19 protein-coding genes are annotated in these 17,932 nt (G+C 58.2%); 8 read left to right on the top strand and 11 right to left on the bottom strand.

Features of this window, described 5'->3' with window-relative positions; genetic code table 11:
* Positions 1-390: 390 nt before the first annotated feature.
* From ABLE86_RS22695 to ABLE86_RS22675, 5 genes are all read right to left on the bottom strand, one after another.
* Entirely contained in the window at positions 391-1,245 is an 855-nt protein-coding gene (locus tag ABLE86_RS22695; protein ID WP_348781265.1) for a hypothetical protein, read from the bottom strand.
* 252 nt (positions 1,246-1,497) lie between these two features.
* On the bottom strand, positions 1,498-2,232 hold the full coding sequence (locus ABLE86_RS22690) for a SprT family zinc-dependent metalloprotease (RefSeq protein ID WP_348781264.1): 735 nt from the start codon (positions 2,230-2,232) through the stop codon (positions 1,498-1,500).
* Between the two features lie 8 nt (positions 2,233-2,240).
* Complete coding sequence (locus tag ABLE86_RS22685) at positions 2,241-5,249, bottom strand: type I restriction endonuclease subunit R (protein ID WP_348781263.1); 3,009 nt, start codon at positions 5,247-5,249, stop codon at positions 2,241-2,243.
* 27 nt (positions 5,250-5,276) lie between these two features.
* Entirely contained in the window at positions 5,277-6,497 is a 1,221-nt protein-coding gene (locus ABLE86_RS22680) for a restriction endonuclease subunit S (RefSeq protein ID WP_348781262.1), read from the bottom strand.
* Positions 6,487-7,977: a class I SAM-dependent DNA methyltransferase gene (locus ABLE86_RS22675; RefSeq protein WP_348781261.1), complete on the bottom strand. Its 1,491-nt coding sequence runs from the start codon at positions 7,975-7,977 to the stop codon at positions 6,487-6,489. The genes ABLE86_RS22680 and ABLE86_RS22675 overlap by 11 nt, the downstream gene beginning before the upstream one ends.
* Before the next feature lie 308 nt (positions 7,978-8,285).
* On the opposite strand from ABLE86_RS22675, the gene ABLE86_RS22670 reads away from it, so the two are divergent.
* Both ABLE86_RS22670 and ABLE86_RS22665 read left to right on the top strand, forming a co-directional pair.
* Entirely contained in the window at positions 8,286-8,864 is a 579-nt protein-coding gene (locus tag ABLE86_RS22670) for a hypothetical protein (RefSeq protein WP_348781260.1), read from the top strand.
* 2 nt (positions 8,865-8,866) lie between these two features.
* Positions 8,867-9,649, top strand: a complete 783-nt coding sequence (locus ABLE86_RS22665; RefSeq protein WP_348781259.1) for a hypothetical protein — start codon at positions 8,867-8,869, stop codon at positions 9,647-9,649.
* A 55-nt stretch (positions 9,650-9,704) separates the two neighbouring features.
* Here the strand turns inward: ABLE86_RS22665 and ABLE86_RS22660 are convergent, their stop codons facing one another.
* The 3 genes from ABLE86_RS22660 to ABLE86_RS22650 form a co-directional block, all read right to left on the bottom strand.
* Positions 9,705-9,983 carry a hypothetical protein gene (locus ABLE86_RS22660; protein ID WP_348781258.1) on the bottom strand — a complete coding sequence of 93 codons (279 nt, stop codon included), beginning with the start codon at positions 9,981-9,983 and terminating at the stop codon, positions 9,705-9,707.
* A 23-nt stretch (positions 9,984-10,006) separates the two neighbouring features.
* Positions 10,007-11,236, bottom strand: a complete 1,230-nt coding sequence (locus tag ABLE86_RS22655) for a DNA methyltransferase (protein WP_348781257.1) — start codon at positions 11,234-11,236, stop codon at positions 10,007-10,009.
* A gap of 197 nt (positions 11,237-11,433) precedes the next feature.
* Positions 11,434-11,721 (bottom strand): hypothetical protein, encoded by a 288-nt coding sequence (locus tag ABLE86_RS22650; protein ID WP_348781256.1) that lies wholly within the window; start codon positions 11,719-11,721, stop codon positions 11,434-11,436.
* A 359-nt stretch (positions 11,722-12,080) separates the two neighbouring features.
* Between ABLE86_RS22650 and ABLE86_RS22645 the strand changes: the two genes are divergently transcribed.
* On the top strand, positions 12,081-12,656 hold the full coding sequence (locus ABLE86_RS22645) for an NADPH-dependent FMN reductase (protein WP_348781266.1): 576 nt from the start codon (positions 12,081-12,083) through the stop codon (positions 12,654-12,656).
* 44 nt (positions 12,657-12,700) lie between these two features.
* Here the strand turns inward: ABLE86_RS22645 and ABLE86_RS22640 are convergent, their stop codons facing one another.
* Positions 12,701-12,919: a hypothetical protein gene (locus ABLE86_RS22640; protein WP_348781255.1), complete on the bottom strand. Its 219-nt coding sequence runs from the start codon at positions 12,917-12,919 to the stop codon at positions 12,701-12,703.
* Positions 12,920-13,236: 317 nt separating this feature from the next.
* On the opposite strand from ABLE86_RS22640, the gene ABLE86_RS22635 reads away from it, so the two are divergent.
* From ABLE86_RS22635 to ABLE86_RS22615, 5 genes are all read left to right on the top strand, one after another.
* Positions 13,237-13,488: a hypothetical protein gene (locus ABLE86_RS22635; protein ID WP_348781254.1), complete on the top strand. Its 252-nt coding sequence runs from the start codon at positions 13,237-13,239 to the stop codon at positions 13,486-13,488.
* Positions 13,489-13,601: 113 nt separating this feature from the next.
* Positions 13,602-14,366 (top strand): hypothetical protein, encoded by a 765-nt coding sequence (locus ABLE86_RS22630; RefSeq protein WP_348781253.1) that lies wholly within the window; start codon positions 13,602-13,604, stop codon positions 14,364-14,366.
* Positions 14,367-14,661: 295 nt separating this feature from the next.
* Positions 14,662-15,252 (top strand): peroxidase-related enzyme, encoded by a 591-nt coding sequence (locus tag ABLE86_RS22625; RefSeq protein ID WP_348781252.1) that lies wholly within the window; start codon positions 14,662-14,664, stop codon positions 15,250-15,252.
* A 104-nt stretch (positions 15,253-15,356) separates the two neighbouring features.
* Positions 15,357-15,749 (top strand): YkvA family protein, encoded by a 393-nt coding sequence (locus tag ABLE86_RS22620; RefSeq protein WP_348781251.1) that lies wholly within the window; start codon positions 15,357-15,359, stop codon positions 15,747-15,749.
* A gap of 217 nt (positions 15,750-15,966) precedes the next feature.
* Positions 15,967-17,163, top strand: coding sequence for a diaminopropionate ammonia-lyase (locus ABLE86_RS22615; protein WP_348781250.1), 1,197 nt, complete (start codon positions 15,967-15,969; stop codon positions 17,161-17,163).
* A 41-nt stretch (positions 17,164-17,204) separates the two neighbouring features.
* On the opposite strand, the gene ABLE86_RS22610 is transcribed toward ABLE86_RS22615, so the two are convergent.
* Positions 17,205-17,417, bottom strand: a complete 213-nt coding sequence (locus ABLE86_RS22610; RefSeq protein ID WP_348781249.1) for a hypothetical protein — start codon at positions 17,415-17,417, stop codon at positions 17,205-17,207.
* A 154-nt stretch (positions 17,418-17,571) separates the two neighbouring features.
* Positions 17,572-17,932, bottom strand: a 361-nt coding sequence (locus ABLE86_RS22605) for a VOC family protein (protein WP_348781248.1), incomplete at its 5' end; no start/stop codon positions are given.

Here is a 17,932-nt window from a genome sequence, read left to right as displayed (position 1 = left end):
AGATGTCTGCGAACACGCTTGGACGCGAACTTCGCGAGGTTCCCCAGACCCGGGAAAACAAGGGTTTTTGGAGATCGCTCAGGCGGCAAAATCGAGGAGGATTTTGGTACGGGGTGGGAGGGGTGTGGTGGAACGGCTAGATTGGCTCCAGTCGGGGGCGAGCGGATCGCCATCTTGGACGGGCTTTCCAGTCCGCAAGAGATTGTGGACTGAGGTGCTTCCGGCCTCTATCGGACGAGCCAGCCTAATCCGAGTCGGGCCGAGTTCATTATCCTGGCACTCTCATTGCGAGGCCAGCGGGTCTGCGTTTAGGCTCATCAGACCCAAAATTATCTTGGCGCAGATGGAATGCTTCAGCGCTGGAGGGGCAGAGCGCACCTCAATCATCAATCAATCAGATACTTCACCGTTTTTCGAAAGGTAAGCGCCATCGCCGAGATAAACCCGATCTCGTCCGTCGCCACCGAGATTCTCGTACATACGTACAAGCTCGGGATTGTTGGGAATAGTGCGCTCCCGATTGTAGCGTCTGCCCTTAGAGGACACCCATGCTGTCTTATGTTTAAGTCGGTCTGGCGTATTTTCACTATAGAGAGGGTGGATTTCTACATTGCCTTTTTTGCCGCAGGCATCGCACTTCAGGCGAGACTTCACAGCCTCAATCGACAGTCCTTTACTGAACAATACCTGGAGCGCTTCGCTGCCAATCTCATTGAAGTGCCCACAGCGACAACTTGCCTCCATTGTAAATCTACCATCGATCCATGTCTGTGTACTCGTGAGACTTTCTTTGATGACAAAATACAAATCCGAAAATTCAGATAGTTTGTCGCCAGGTCCATCTACAACTACGTAATGCATTTTGTATTGCCGCTTAGTCCCATAGACTTCGACAATATGAGAGGGCACATTGTTTAAGTCTGCATATTCCGTGCTTTTTTCGACAGGCCGATAAAAAGCAGAAATGCCCCATATTTTCGATCCGACGATGTAATTCTTGCGGTGATAAGGTAATCCCCCGCTAAAACGCACGGAACTATAGCAACATATCTTTCTATTGATTCCGAAATTATAATTGTTCCACTGTAGTTGTAGAAACGATAAATCAGGCATCAGGATAAAATCAAAATCCAATGGTGATCTGTATAATACGCTGCGACGCATCACTATGGCGTCAACATCGAAGATGGTAAGGTTCGACACGGATATATCGTCTCTTCCCACGTAATAGGTCTTTTCACCCATGTGCCTTTATCCGAATAGATGGCCCGAAGAGATGGCGCAGCAAAGCCCGATAAGAGTTAGCCTCTTGGCGACGAACGATCCTACTCGATTGACGCAGAGAGGACGAGTGTAAAACCTGTTTTTGTGTCCCCGATGGTTGTCCTGGTTTGAGACTTAAAGGATCAGTTCTGCTTCACCACTCCCGATCCAAGTGCCACGCCTGAATCGGGCTCCTTCATTCTCGTTGCTGTTCGAACGCGTCGGCGACGTTAATCAGGTCGCCTCCACTCGCCGCAGCGCCAGGAAATGCTCGTTCTGATCCAGCCAAGCCTTTCGGACTTCCCAATCCGGAAGGATGGTTCCTATTAGCCCCCAGAAATCCCGATCATGGTTTCTGTGCCTCAGATGGCAGAGTTCGTGGACCACGGCATATTCCAGGACCGTTTTCGGCGCGAAGATCAGGTGCCAGTTGAGGTTCACACTGCGGTCGTCCCCGCAACTGCCCCACATGTGCTTCTGGTCCTTTATGTGAATGCTTCGCGGCTTCAGGCCGTTGGGTTCGCCGTGCTGCCGCACGAAGGCTGAAACATCCTCGCGAAGACGCTTGCGGAACCAGAGCCGTAGGGCGGATTCGATCAGGACATCCCGTGAGGCTTCCGACGCCGTACGAGGGTACCCGACGTAAAAGCCATTTCGGTAGGCGACCTCCACTAGGGTGCCATCTGTTGGCTCGACCTTCAGCCGCATCAGTCTGCCGCGATATGGAATCTTGGCCCCGCTGACGAACTGGTTCACCTTGGGTGCGGCTGCCACGCGAGCCGCCATCTGCTGAGTCTGCTCGACCAGCCATGCACGGCGGCGCGCAAGCACGCCTGCAATCTCGTCGTCCGTCGCGGCTGCGGGCACCACGATCTCCACCCCGCCCGGCGTCACCGTGATGCGCGCGCGGCTTGCGGTGCCTGACCGACGCAAGATGTATGGGATGGCGGTGTCGCCGACCGTCAGCACAGGCACGATCAGACCCTCGCAAAATGCTTGAGCGCGAACTCCTCGACCTGCTCGGAGACTTCCTTCAGGTTGCCCAACCCGAAGGAGTGGACCATGGCCCGGACCTGTTGGCGGAGAGACTTGCGGAGTCCCTCCTTCTCATGCCATCGCGGCGGAGCCGTAGCCTCGTCGCCGTAAAGAGACGCGATCTGGCTCGATAAGCTCTCGATGCCATCACCCGTACCGAATGACCGGAGCACTTGCAGGATACCGTACGCCCCAGGTGAAAGACCAGTACCCTCATGGGCCGTGGCTTCGGCCTCGATGTCCCTTGCAAGGTCCTCGGCCATCTTGAGCTTGTCCGCCCAGGAAAGCTGCGCCTCGTCGAGGCGCTCCAGCAGTTCCCGCAGGCGCTCGGAGAACTTCCCATATTGGTGCGGGTTGTCGCCGATCCGCTCGGTCACGACCTTCCGCAGTTCCGTGGTCTTGCGGATCGCCGCCGTCTTGAGGTCGTCCTCGGTCTTGCCATCGGTATGGAAATCGTCCCAGAACTCCGGATCGGTGATGTTGCGCAGCTTCACCGTGACGCTCAGGCCGGTGGCGTCCAGGTGCTCTTCGAGCATGTCCCTGATCTTGCGGCTGTAGGACGCCCAGTCGAAGGCTTCGCGTTTTTCGAACACCTGGGTCGCATAGAGCACGAAGCTCGCGATCCATTTGAGGTCTGCCGTGTACTCCAAGACGCTCGGATCGGGGCTGACGGCCTCGTAGAGCCCAATGAAATCCCGAGCCTTGGCCCGGAACTCGAACCACCGATCCTCGGTCTTGAGCAGGCTGACGAGCCGGTCGTACTCGGCCTTGAGATGATCCTTCGAGTGCTTCCCGCCATCCCGCTTCAGCCCCTTCATCATTTGGAGCACGGCAGCATGCGCGGCCCGAAGCTGATTGCGGAGGTCATCCAGATTGCGCATGGCGTTGCGGACATCGTCAGCCCGGTAAGATTCGAGCGCCTCCTCCAGGTGGGCCGAGACCCCGATGTAATCGACGATCAAACCGTTGCGCTTCTTGGCGTCCGCGACGCGGTTCGTCCGGGCGATGGCCTGAAGGAGCGTGTGTTCTTTGAGTGGTTTGTCCAAGTACATGACGGATTCTAGCGGCGCGTCGAAGCCGGTCAGGAGCTTGTCGCAGACGATCAGAAACTCCGGGCTCTCGCCACGCTTTCCGAATGCCTGCTTCGCGGCGGTTTCGGCGTCCCGGTCGAGGTACTGCGCTCTGAGGTCTTGGCGAAGAGCTTCGATATATTCGTCCTCGCTCGGCTTGGCGTCTTCCTGCGAGGCCGAGTAGACGCAGGCGGACATCGCCGCAGCCGTGGCCCGTGCCTCTTCTTCGGCAACACCTTGGCGGATGAGGTCTTCCGCGATGACCCGGTCGAGGGCGCGTTTGTAAAGAATGATCGCTTCACGGTCGATTGCGACGATCTGCGCCTTGAAGCCGTCCGGACGGGCGTAAGCCTTGAAGTGGGTCCAGATGTCGTACGCGATCAAATCGATGCGTTTCGGGTGCTTCACCAGATCGGTGATCTTCACGCCGCGCCGCTTCACCTCTTCCAGCTTGTCGTCCGGGAGGTCGGCGAACCATTGGTCGAACAGGATGTCGATCTTAGCCTCGTCAATGTGCCAGTCCGTTTTCCGCCCCGTGTAGAAGATCGGCACCGTAGCTCCGTCGGCAACGGCGTCGTCGATGCCGTACTTGTCCAGATAGCCCTCGCCAACGACGCCGAAGTTCGCGTAGGTGTCCTTGTCGTCCTTCTTGATCGGCGTGCCGGTGAAGCCGAAGAAACGCGCATCCGGCATGGTCTTGCGCAGGTAGGCACCGAGGTCCTTTTCCTGCGTCCGGTGACACTCATCGACCATGATTATCCAGTTGGCCGAGTTCGGGATCGGCTGCTCCGATCCCTGGAACTTGAAGATCGTTGAAAGAACAGTCAGGCCATCAGTGCCCTTGCCGATCAGGTCGCGCAGTTCGCGGATGCTCTCGACCGCAGTCGGGTTCGGCAGGCCGCAGGCTGCGAAGGTGCCGCTGATCTGGCCGTGCAGGTCAAGACGGTCCGTCAGGACCATGATGTTGGGATTCGTCAGTTCGGGCGACGAGACCGTCAGATGGGTCTTCAGCTTGAGGGCAGCGAACACCATGGTCAGCGACTTGCCCGAGCCCTGGGTGTGCCAGATGAGTCCGCGTCGGTGCTTGGCTTCGACGACACGCTCGACGATCTTATTGACGGCCCGAAACTGCTGGTAACGGCAGACTTTCTTGATGGTGCCGCTGTCCGTCTTCTCGAAGACGATGAAGTGGGCGATCAGGTCGAGGAGCCGCGAAGGCTCCAGCAGGTTCCAGAGCCCATTGGAAAGCCCGTCGGGGAATTCATTTTCTCGATAAGGCCAGGGATCGCGCCACTCGGCGTAAAACTTCGACGGGCTTCCGGTCGCGCCGTAGAGGCAGTTCGTCCCATCCGTAACGATGTTGAAGCAGTTGGTGAGGAACAGGCGGGGGATGTCCCGCTCGTATTGCTTGATCTGCTCGAAGGCTTCGCCGGTCTTGTCCTTGCCGTTGATCGGGCTCTTGCACTCGATCACCACGGCGGGAATGCCGTTCACATGCACGACGATATCGGCCACGCGTGTCGCTTCGGCCTTTACCCGGAACTGATTGGTGACGGTGAAGAGGTTGTTCGCAGGGTTCCGGAAGTCGAGGACCCGGAGCGTCCGTCGGGTGCTCTCGCCTTGGACTGCACGACTGAAGTTTCCGCGCAGGATCGAAAGCCACACCTCATTGTCGGAAACCGTAGCAAGGTCGGCGTAGGCCGCCTGGGCGTCGGCGTCGGAGATGCCGTTGATCCGCTGGAGGGCTTTGATAAGATGGGAACGGAAGAGAACCTGATTGTCACCGTCGCGAAGGGTCGGATGCTCGGCAGGCGATACGAAGGCGTAGCCCATGTCCTTCAGGAATTCGAGGATTGGTTTTTCGGCCAAATGCCATTCCATTCCCGCCACAGCGCTCCCCTTTGCGTCCTACTCTGCGGCCATCAAAAAACCGTCCGAGACTCGCTTACGACCCGTTAAGAGGTCCGACATGAGGGCCTTCTTAAGCGCTTCGAGCACCGTTAGCTGTTCTTCCTGACCTTCAATACAGGTTTGGAAAGGAGCAATACCCTCACGGATCAACCGCTGCTCGGATGTTTGAGGGAGTGCTACTTTAACGTTCTTGTAATCGCGTAAAGTGATTTTGGGGCGCGTTTGACCACCGGTGATTTCTTCAACGGCTTTCCTGGCGCGGTCTCCATTAAGCAATTCGACTAGGAAGGCCGGATCAACCTTTGTTCTGTTTGGCCGTAACCGAATAATATCGGCAGTAACGATTCCACACGGAAAATCCTCGGGGCAAAGCGCTGCGATCCCAGGAGGAAGGCCCATCTTTGTTACGACGAGGTCACCGGATTTTACCGAATGCGGTTGCAACTGAGTTGCCTTCTCTTGGGTAACAAATACATTGCTTTTCCACCTAAATTGCCCTGGGCGCAGGTCGCGCACGAAGACCACTGGCACTCCTTCGTCACGATAATCGCTCATGACCAAATTGCTACCGAACGGGCCGATAACGAAGCTGTTTCGGCTGTTCTCTGCTAGATCAGCAAGGCTGACGACCTCCCACTCCTCCGGTATCTCTCCTATTTCCGTCTGCTTAAACCGAGTGTGTCCGATGCCTTTGGTGAGCAGGCGCTTCAGTACGCTCTGCTTAACCTTGCGGGTCTGCTCGATGATGGCCTGTGTCGCATGTATGGTCTTGTCCACGCTTGAGAGGATTTCGGCGATGCGGCGCTGTTCGGTGAGGGATGGGTAGAGAATAGATTTTTCTTTGAGGTACCGAAAATGCCGCGAATAGCCCTCGCTCGGAAGGTCAAGGCTCGAAAGTGCATAGAAGAAAAACTGAGGGTCAAGACCCGAAGTGGGCTTCAGAAGTTGCGTTCCATCTGCCCCGACCGCGAAAGGGAAGTCGATGAACTTAAAACATCGCGTGTGGTCTCCGAAAACGATAACCGGTAATGAAACAGGACAAATATTATCTACATCGTCCGTGTAGCCACAAATAATGCTTTCTCCCTGATCGACGATTGGAATTGCTCCTCGATCTCGGTAGTCTCTAGTCTGGAGTTTGCGTATCCTTTTCGAAATTTTTTGCAGGAGATCAGGTATAGGTGATGCCTGCCATCCCTCCGGAACCTCACGCGACATAGCCAAGCTCCTTGAGAAAGCCCATCATCTTGGCTTCGGCGGCATCCCGCTGGGCCTGAAGTCCAAGAAGCTTCTCGACCTCTTCGGCCACGTCGAGGTCCTCCGCTTCCTCACCCACGTGGACGTAGCGGGAGATATTTAGGTTGTGGTCGTTCGTGGCGATCTCGGATATCGCCACCGCGCGGGCGAGCCGATCCACGTCGGAGTATTCGTGGAACGTCTTTGCGAGGATGGCGACATTGGCCTCGGAGAGATGGTTCTGGGCCTTGCCCTCAACGAACTGCTCGACGCCATTGATGAACAGGACCTTGCCCCGTCGTTCGGTGGGCTTGTTCTTCCGGATGATCACGACGCAGGCAGGAATGCTCGCCCCGTAGAACAAGTTCGGAGCCAATCCGATCACCGCCTCGATCAAGTCTTCCTTCAGCAGACCTTCGCGAATTCGGCCCTCTGCTCCGCCTCGGAACAGTACGCCATGAGGCAGCACCACACCAAGGATACCATCCTGCTTCAGGCTGGAGATCATGTGCTGGACGAAGGCGAGATCGCCGTACGATTTCGGCGGGCAGCCGAAGCGATCACGCCCATACGGATCGCCATTGCTCCAGGTCTCGTGACCCCAGGATTTCAGTGAGAATGGCGGATTTGCGAGCACCCGGTCGAAGCTACGAATCGCCTTCGAGCCCTCACCAACGAGGTGCTTCGGGTCCAGGAGGGTATCCCCACGAGCCACCGACGCATCGTCAATGTCGTGCAGGAAAAGATTCATCTGAGCGATGGCCCAGGTGTTGAGGTTCTTTTCCTGGCCGAACAGGGACAGGCTCTTGGGGTTCTTGCCTTGTCGCTCCAGATGGTGGACCGCCTCAAGGAGCATGCCGCCCGAGCCGCAGGTCGGGTCGTAGACAGACATACCGTCTTCCGGGCGCAGGCACTCGACGATCAGCCTTACCACCATTTTCGGGGTGTAGAACTCGCCGCCCTTCTTCCCCGCATCATCAGCAAACTGCGCGATCAGGTACTCGTACGCCTGCCCAAGCACGTCGGGCTCCACGTCAGTATTGCGCAGGCGGTACGACTCGAAGTGCTGGAGGAGCCTTTCCAGAGCGGCATCCGGAAACCGCTCCTTGTTGTTGAAGTCCACGTCCTGGAAAATGCCCCGGAGCCGGTGGTTCGCATCTTCGATGGCATGGAAGGCGGCATTCAGGTGCTCGCCGATGTTCGTCGTGTGCTTGCGTACATCCTTCCAGAAGTGTCCCTGCGGAATATCGAAGCGATGCTCATCCGGATCGGCGGCGAGTGCGGCATCACCATACTGCGCCAACCGTTCCTCGTACTCCTCCTCCCAGACATCGCAGAGACGTTTGTAGAAGAGCAGGCCAAAAATATAATGTTTGTAGTCCGAGGCATCGATGGCACCCCGGAGGATATCGGCGGCTCGCCAAAGGTGGCTTTCAAGCTGGCTGAGTGTCAGGACGGGCATATTCTCGGCGGTTCCAATCAGGGACAAGCGATAGGGCAATCTACCAGTCGAACTTCGACGGGCAAGATCGCAGCATAGTGCCTTCCATTGGGTAAAGGGCGGTAAGTATCCGCAGCGTGGCGAGATTGGCACGGTCCTGCGCCTGACGCTGTACTATCAGAGCTTCAGAACCCTCGCGATGCTGACGAGGCATTGCCAATGCTAGGCAGAATCTTTCGCGGATTTCGTTGACGAAAATCCGATCTGTGACAGGTTCGAAAGCCTGACGCCGTTGAGCGGAAGGAACCGTCTTGTCCTGGAGGGTCGCCTTGGGTTTCGTTCTCCCCGCCTCACACACCACTTCAAATGATTACGGCATGGGTGATCGCGATCACAACCGACAGCAGGCGAAACGATTTCTGACGGGTCCACACAAGGTGCTCCATGCCGATGATCGCGTCGTCCTTGGCATCAGCATGCATGCCAGCACGATTGAGATATTTCTCGTTAGAAAGGCTGAGACGACGGTCACATATTATCTGCGATCCGAGGTTGCAGAACTTGAAGAGCTTGGGATCGCCGCAACACAAGTTGCCGTTTGGCGTCGCGCTGCCCCTGGCCTGATCGGAGGAACTTCCGGCATCATCCATATGCTCCTCGACGGCTTCAACGCGGTCGTCAGCGCCGCCTCTGTAACTCCAGCAGGGCAACGGTACTGGCTCGACCGAATGGCCGAGGCCGAAGTCAACGGAATGACCGTCGGTCTGGTCCGGGGGAGCGGCCTCGATCTGTTCCCGAAGGGCAGCGATTTCCAGGAATGGCTGAAACAGAGCAACGCCTGGGGCGACGACGAGACGCCGAATGAACTCCGCTATTTTATTTCGAAGAAGCCTCTGGGGGATCAATAGGCATGGATATGCGTGATGCGATCAACTTGGTCGAGGGGCTGAACATCCCACTCAACGAGGTGTTCGATAACCCGCTTGCTCTCGCGTACAATCATGCGAAGAGCGAAGAATTCAAAGCAAAGGTCCCAAACATATCGGCGGTGTTCGTGTATGATGCGGAATACGACGGACAACATTTGGAGTTTTACCGCTTCAAGCACAAGCAGTGTTGGGAGGTCCACTTCAACCATGCCTCGCAGGATTACGAGGTTGGCACGCTCGGCGTGCTGAAGAAAACCGGCCTATCGCGCATCATCGCAACTGCCGTTCATCTGCTCGACGAGAAGGCCACCAAGGGGAACCCAATCCGGTATTATGCTCAGGAACCCGACTTGCGCCGCCTCTATGATCTGGCATTCAAACACCTCAACGACACCAAGTACCGGGGGCGGCTGGGGCGCATGGAGGACAGATCGTTCCGCGACCCGTGGGGACGGTCTGTGCCAGCCGTCCTGTGCCACATGGATCGCCGAAACCTGCCTGTTCTCCCGAACGAGTCCATCGACAAAGCATTGGCCGCGTGGGATGACGTGGACGACCTCCTGGAGGACAATGCCCCCGACAAGAAGTGGTCTGTTACTTATTATACCACCAATAAAGTCCGGATGGCGGGGGGTGGAATAGGGATGCTCGTGGTCGAGGCCAAGACCTCTCGCGAGGCTCGCGCCAAGGCGCTCAAGCACCTGGACGAGAAGTTTTTTGTCGGGGCGGGGCGGGTCGTGTGGGTGCACGAAAACGCCGAATGAAATGGCTCGGGCGACGGGGCATCATCAATATTTTGCCCGACAGATCGCCCCTTCCTCAGTCCTCCCCCAAGAGCCGTTTTCGGTATTGGTCAGCGGTCCAGGTGGTGGTCTTGATGGTGCCGTCCCTAATCCCGCGTACCATGGTATTTAGACGGTCGTAATCATCGCGCGGGATCAGGCTGTCCTGGGCGATCTCCACCATTCTCATGATTTGGCCGTCGTCGGCCCGGATATCGTAAACAGGCATGCCGTCCTGCGGCTCATGCGCTTTGATGATTGTGCCCCGACGCTCCAAAGGCAGGCGGACCGATCTACCTAGGTTCTCGTTTGTCATCGGCGCGGCTCCCTCCGGTCGTCTCAAAAATTGGCAGCAGTCTTAATTTCTATCCAATGTTCCTCTTGTGGAGAAGGAAATTGGCCCGCGTGCTGCTGGCGCACGCCATCTAGGCGGGATTTTGCGATGTTGTGATAACGCCTGTCGATCTCGACGCTAATCGAACTCCGGTTGTTGAGAAACGCTGCCACAGCCGTGCTCCCGGCACCGCCAAACGGATCGAGAACCACGTCACCGGGATTCGAACACGCCCGGATAATGCGCTCCACCATGGCAACTGGAAACTGACAGGGATGTTCGGTTTTCTCCGGTGACGCACCTCGACCACCCACCACGCGTGGGTAGTGCCAGTAATCGGTTGGATTTTGCCCCTGTGGGCTGTTTCGCGGATCATCGGTGATGTTGAGTGTGCCATCCCGCACGTCGTCCAAATTGAAAATGTAGTTCTCGGGGTTTTTCACGAACCACATCCACCGCTCAGTGCGATGCGCAAAGCGTTTCCCGTACCGAAGGCCACCTCGGGCATGCCAAACCACTTCCTGTACCAGCCGCAAGCCGTGCCGCACCAGGAGCGGGTAATAGTGATAGGTAAGCGGCACGGCCTCGGTGTTGCTGTGCATGATGTGCCCGACATTGATCCATAATGCGCCTGTCGGAGTCAGCAGTCGGGGAATGCACGATATCCAGCGCTCGGCGAATTGCATGTACTCGCGCACGGAGAGATCGGATTCGTATTCCTTACCGGCATTGTAAGGAGGGCTTGTGGTGACCAGAGAAATCGAGCCTGCCGGAAGGGACTGCATTGTCTCAATGCAGTCGGCGTTGATGAACTTCTGAAACGGCGCGCTGACGACCCCGCGAGGCGCTTCGCGTCGGGTTTTCGACGATTTCCGGACGCGAATTGAAGGCGCAAGGACGCGAATAGCCGCCTCAAGGCACGCAATTCGACCGACGCCGCGCTCCAGACTGCGAAGGGTGGGGATCGACAGGCCGCACTGATCCGCTAGGTCCTGCAACGACATTTCCCGTTTGAGGCGAGCGGCACGGAAGCGCGCACCAAGGGTGCTGGCCGGGGGCAAGCCCGCGATGGCAATCCTCAGGAATTCCAGAACAGGCACAAGCGTCCTCAGCGTGCCCGCCCCCTGCTCGGCGAGCCAGATCGCTCGGGGGCTGACGCCGACGGCCTTTGCAAGTTCGCTTTGCGAGAGGAGCGCACGCTGGCGTGCTTCGCGGATAAGGGGAGCAAATTTCATGAAAAGAATCGACAGGCAGGATCGTCAATCTCTTTCAAAAATTTTTGGCGCGAGACAAGTGGGCTCGACCGTTTCGGGATGGCTTCCTGTCGCCCCAATGGTCCGAATTCGAAACCGATCCGGTCCCATCCCAATAGAGCAGAGGACCCGAAATCGATCTCCCAGGGAGAGGCACGCAGGAGGATGGGCGGACACATCTAAATATGAGTATGCCACGGAAAATATTGAAACAGGTCGCCGCATCGTTGGGTCTCAAGGAAGGTTTTGTCGATGATCTCCGCCGGTCCGCCACCCCATACGTCATCGATTGCATCGGACTGACGCGACAAAACCTGGGAGACGAACTCTTCGAGCGTGAAATGCGTGAACGCGAGATGTGGTGCAAAGGGAATTGCATCGGGCAACGCGAAATCGAGCCGCTTCGACAGGATGGGCGGCTGATTGGCCGCCGATATCGGTTCGAGCAAGCCGCCGAAGCTGTGCACTTCAAGCTGCGGTTCGAAACATATCTCTGACAAGCCTACCTGACGTAGTTCCGGGCTTTCGTGCACCGACGGCCTTAGGAGAGCCGCAAAGGGCTACAGAGCCGCTCGCGTCGAGCACGTAGCTTGGGGACCATTTTCGTGAAAACAATCGACGGTGGGGTTCGTCGAAATCTTTCACAGTCGCTCTTTCGAAAGCAATGGCGTCGCTTGGAGCCCTGCCTCAGCGGCTTCAAGGTGCAATTTTTCATGAACTCCGTGCTTTGCACCGTGAAACCGGCAGGATGACCAAACGCGTCCCGCGCCTAGATACCACTCCAGAACAATGTCAGCCGCTAGGTTGGCACAATGGAGAGCGTACCATGACGAAGCATAAGGTCGGCTATCTTATCGGCAGTCTCGCAACGGCATCGATCAATCGCAAATTGGCTAAGGCGTTGGTGGGTCTTGCGCCGAAAGAACTGGAGATGGAGGAGATTTCCTTCAGGGAACTGCCCCTCTACAGCTATGACTACGACGCCGATTTTCCACCGGAGGCGCAAGCGTTCAAAGCGGCAATCGCCGCCGTCGATGCCGTGCTGTTCGTGACGCCGGAGTACAACCGGTCGATCCCAGGCGGCCTGAAGAACGCAATAGACTGGGCCAGCCGACCTTACGGCAGCAATTCGTTCACGCGCAAACCGTCAGCCGTCATCGGCACCTCGCCGGGCGCAATCGGCACTGCGGTGGCGCAGCAGAGTCTGCGAAGCGTCCTCAGCTTCTGCAACTCGCCACAAATGAACGCGCCCGAAGCCTATATCCAGTTCCGGCCCGGCCTGATCACCGATGACGGCGAGGTAACCGACCCCACCACCGAAGAGTTCCTGCGCAACTACATGGCCGAGTTCGAGGCTTTCATCACGCGGGTCTATACCGCCGTGCCGAAGGGAACACGATGAGTGCACCCGTCTAGCGCGCAAGCCGTTGCTCCAGGCCACTGCGCTCAAAGGTTGATTTCTCGGCGGTTACGGAGGAGCGCGATGGCAACACCGTGCTCGATGGCGGCAGTCTCAATCATGTCCTCCAGTTCCCGGTCGGAGACCTCGGGCGCGGGTGACAACGTGCGGATGGCGCGGATCGCCAAGTGGGTGGAAAGGTGTTTGGCTTTGCGTCGGGACAGGACGTAAGCTTCGACGAGTTCGTGTGTCGAACGCTCGGACATGGAACCACAGAACGTCACGCACTGCCTCCGTTTCATCGAGGATGCCGAAATGAACGCGGCGAATTTGGCAAGCGGCGGCTTTGCTGTCGATCTCACCTTTTGGTTGGTTTGACATGAAACGTTGTTTTTCGGCGCGGATCGGTAGCTGTCTCGATCAGCCGTCGATATTCGGCCACCGGCACCGGGTAGGCCCACTCCGGATCGCGTCAAACGATGAGATGGCCCAGATGCGCTGCTTTTAAGACCGCAATTCCGGAAGACCAGGAACATTCCCGTTAGAGCTTGGTTCGGGAAATGGAAGTCCCAAGGAGGCACAAATGAAGACGGCATTTATTCTCGCCTGCATCGCCGCCGCAGTGGGGACGAGCCCTGCGCTGGCGCAGGATACCTCGACACCGCCCGCCGGAGCGGAGAAGTCAACCAAGACCGGTGTTTTGGAAACGGGCGCTGCCATCCTGCAAGGCCACGCGCCGCTGAGCGAAATGGACATTTACCTCGACGGCTTCCACGCGGCCAGGGACCATGCCGGGCACCAAATGGAGGCTCACCGGTCGGTAGTAGACGCTTAACCTCGCGACTTGAGCAAGTCACCTAAGGGGAGCGGAGCGGGTCTTTCGGCAACTCCGCGCGCCACCGGAAAAGGACGCCTCAGATGACGCTGCCCAAGGGCGAAGACCCGTAGATGGCGATGAGCAAGGTCCCGGAAGTCACCCTTGGGTTCTGGATCATCAAAATTCTGGCAACGACACTCGGCGAAACCGGTGGCGACACCGTCACCATGACTGTTTTTCACGCCGACAAAAATGCGCACAACGGCGGCTATTTGATTGGCACAGCAATATTCCTGGCAGTCTTCATTGCGGCGGTTGCAGTGCAAATCTCGGCGAAAAAATTCAACCCGTGGATTTACTGGATCGCCATTGTGGCATCCACGACGGTCGGCACGGCTATGGCAGATTTTTTCGACCGGTCATTGGGGATTGGCTACACAGGCGGCGCGTCAATTCTCTTCCTCTTGGTCTTGGCCTCCCTTGCACTTTGGCGTTTCGCTATGGGCAGCATCGACGTTCAAACGGTCGCAACTCCGCCGGTCGAAGTGTTCTATTGGGTCACTATTATGTTCTCGCAAACTCTGGGCACCGCACTCGGTGATTGGCTCGCAGACACCGGGGGTCTTGGTTATGGGGGCGGCGCGCTCGTCTTCGGGGCTGCGCTCGCAGTGGTCGCGGCGCTCTATTACTGGACAACCGTATCGCACGTGCTCTTGTTCTGGGCCGCTTTCATTCTGACGCGACCGCTTGGGGCGACGGTCGGCGACTTTCTCGATAAGCCGTTTAGCCATGGTGGGCTTAACGTGAACAGGCCCCTCGCTTCGGCAGCGCTTGCGGCAGTGATCATTGGCTTGATTCTGCTGCTGCCCCAACGCGCGGGTCGGCATCCACAGTGAAACCGCGTCCAGAACCCGTTATGGGACCACGTCCGGGACGGGGATAGCAGGCTCGGGGCTTGCTCCAGCGTGCTGTGCTTCTGCTCGTCAGCGGCTTTGGTGGCCTGCGCCACTGACGGCAATCATAGACGCTCGGTCGCCCAGAGCGATGGCCCTGACAGAGTGGTTCGCCCGATCACTGACGCCGACAAGGTCAATTTAGCGTAGATATGCCCGAGGTGGACCAGCACCAAGGTGAGCAAAGCGTTGACGCCGGTCGCCCACGTCATCAACACTCGCCCAGGTTCAACCGGAGATGTGCCGCATGGCCCAATCGACCCAAGCCCCGATCAGCCGTTATCCCGTTCCCGCACTTGAGTCGCTGCCGGAGGACATCCGTGCGCGCATCCTCAAAGTGCAGGAGAAGTCCGGTTTCATCCCCAACGTCTTCCTCACGCTCGCCTACCGGCCAGACGAGTTCCGCGCTTTTATGGCCTACCACGACGCGCTAATGGACAAAGAAGGCGGCCTCAGCAAAGCCGAGCGCGAGATGATTGTGGTTGCAACCTCGTCGGCTAACCAGTGTCAGTACTGCATCATTGCCCATGGCGCGATCCTGCGAATCCGTGCCAAGAACCCACTGATTGCCGATCAGGTCGCTGGCAACTACCGCAAGGCGGACATCACGCTGCGACAACGAGCGATGCTCGACTTCGCGATGAAGGTCTCGCAGGAGGCTTGGGCGGTGGACGAGGCCGACAGTGTCGCCCTTCGGGAGCATGGCTTCAGCGATGACGAGATTTGGGACATCGCGGCCATCGCTGCTTTCTTCGGCATGTCAAACCGTCTGGCGAACTTCACCAGCCTGCGCCCCAACGACGAATTCTACTCCCTGGGCCGGAGTTGAAGACCTGCTCGGGCGTCTAGTGGGGCAACCGCTTGGGTCTCGCTAAGGCTCATCGGCAAGGGGCATGCTCATGGTCCGAGTATGCCCAAGGTAGTATCGGCGGCATGGCGAACAGGATTGTTGATATGGCAAAGCAATGGGCGCGAGCCATCAAGCGCGATGTGGTGGCGCTGTGGATCGCAGCCGGTGACAGCCGGGTGCCCTGGTACGCGAAGGTTATTGCCGGGGCCGTCGCCGCTTATGCACTTTCACCCATTGACCTCATCCCGGATTTTGTGCCTGTGCTGGGCTATCTGGATGATCTTCTCATCGTGCCGCTGGGGATAGTGCTTGCGGTCAAGCTCGTGCCACCGAACCTGATGGTGGAGTTTCGGACCGAGGCAGCGTCCCGCCAGGGAAGACCGATAAGTCGGATTGGGGCCGCAGCTATCATTGCGCTATGGGTGTTCGCCGCCGCCTTTCTGATTTGGCTGTTCTGGCCCACGTCACGACCCTGAAGAGCGGCCCCGGTGCTCAAGCCAAGAGCCTTGTTATCAGGAGTTAGCTGCGCTGGGCGGCCTTTGTAGACGCTTTGGGCTTTGGCAACCGATTACGCGACGCTGACGGGCAAGCGGACGAAGACTGAAAAAATGTTGCGTGTGCAGGCGCTCATTAGAGTCGCCTTTCTCGGTGACAATGCAATAGGTTCTCGCCATCCAAAATTGGAGGGCGGCGATGTTTCTACCCAATCAGCACCTCGACTATAAACGGGCGCTCGACGCGGCTGATTTTGTAACGCTGGGTCTGGAGGCGGCTCAGGAAGTCGAGCGGCAGTTGAGTTATCGGGACAATCACGCACCGACACCGCTCCACGCCCTCCCGGCTCTGGCTGCCGCCCTCGGGGTGGGCACAATCAACGTGAAAGACGAGGGATTCCGTCTGGGCCTCGGCAGCTTCAAGGCTCTGGGCGGCTCATACGCGGTTATCCGCCTTGTGCTGGAAGAGGCCAGCCGACAGCTTGGGCGAGCAGTAGACATTGCTGAGTTAAATGCCCCAGAGATTCGTGGCGTGGCGTTCGCTATGACGATGGCCTGCGCCACCGACGGCAACCATGGACGTTCGGTGGCCCAGGGCGCGCAACTCGTCGGTGCCAAGGCAGCCATTTTCGTGCATTCCGGCGTCAGCGAGGAACGCGTGGCAGCCATCGCCAAGTTCGGCGCGCAAATGATCCGGGTCGAAGGCACGTACGACGACTCGGTCGCCGAGGCCGCGCGCGTTGCAGCCGAAAAAGGCTGGGTCGTGGTCTCGGACACCTCCTGGCCCGGCTACGAGCGCATTCCGGGTTTGGTCATGCAGGGTTACACCGCCATGGTACGCGAGGCGCTGCGCCAGATGCCAGAGCGCCCGACCCATGTGTTCGTGCAGGCTGGAGTTGGCGGCGTGGCCGCCGCCGTTGCGGGACACCTCGCCATCGAGTTCGGCGATCAGCGACCGACCTTCGCGGTGGTCGAGCCAGCACGAGCGGCTTGCCTGTTTGAGACCGCGCGGGCAGGTCGCCCGGTCAAGATTGAGCATGGCGAACCAACTGTCATGGCGATGCTCGAATGCTATGAGCCGTCGCTGGTGGCGTGGCGGGTGCTCGCGCGGGTGGCCGATGCCTTCATGACGGTCGAAGAGGAGGACGCCGTCGCGGCCATGAATCGCCTCGCACGGCCAATCGGCGGCGACCCGGCTATCGTGGCGGGTGAGAGTGGCGGCGCAGGATTGGCGGGCCTGATCAGCGCAGCGGCGGATGCCCAGGTGCGCTCGTCGCTGGGACTGGACGAGACCTCCCGCGTACTCCTCATAAACACCGAGGGCGCGACCGATCCAGGACGATACGAAGAGTTGGTTGGCCTACGACCAGACGAGGTCACGACCCTCATCATGTAAAATCCCCGGCATTAGGTAGCAGACGACCAAAACAGAAACCGCTACCGCCCTCTTTTCTCGTCAAGCCCCGCTATCTCGGCGTCGGCGAGTCCAACCATCTGCTGTCCCATGACCTTGATGAAGACAATCGCCCTTTCGCGGTAGTGGACATGCAGATGTGGCTCCTGTGCCCAAGACTGTTCGAGGCTGACGCCGGGGAACGCGCGTTTCATCCCGTCGCTTGCGAAAAGCGCCAAAGCCACTCGGTCGATCAAGTAATGTCTCATGTGTTCGTGCCTTCGTCAGCGGACATGGGGCCATCAAGCTTGTTTTAGATGGTTTGCAACTCCTTTCGCAGCGGAAGCAACCAGATCAAAGAGAAGGGGGACCTTCCAGTCCCCAGCCAATATGTGGAAGCAGGATCGCCGATCAGAGTCCGAACGTCACCATACCGCGCTCGTCGATGGTCCAAGCCGGATTCCAGGCGATCTCCCAAGCGTGGTCATCCGGGTCGCTGATATAGCCACGAAAACCACCATGGGGCGGAGCGTCCGCTTCCCTGATCACGCTTCCGCCCGCCAGGACCAGCCGCCGCATTGCGGTGGCAACGTCCTCCTGGGTGGGAACATTGTGAGCCAGCGAGAAAGCTCCGGGAACGGCCAGCCCCATTCGGCCCATGTCCTGTTCAAGCGCTCGCTTCAGGAAGGTGCCGAGCACGAACCCATTCATCTGGTAGAAGATGATCTCGGGGTTCTCGAACACCGGTTTCCAGCCAAATCCCTCAACATAA

Origin of the sequence: Mesorhizobium sp. KR2-14, from assembly GCF_040049255.1 — a bacterium.
Classification (GTDB): Bacteria; Pseudomonadota; Alphaproteobacteria; order Rhizobiales; family Rhizobiaceae; genus Pseudaminobacter.
The sequence above is the reverse complement of the archived record's forward strand: the minus strand, read 5'-3'. Positions and strand labels throughout refer to the sequence as shown.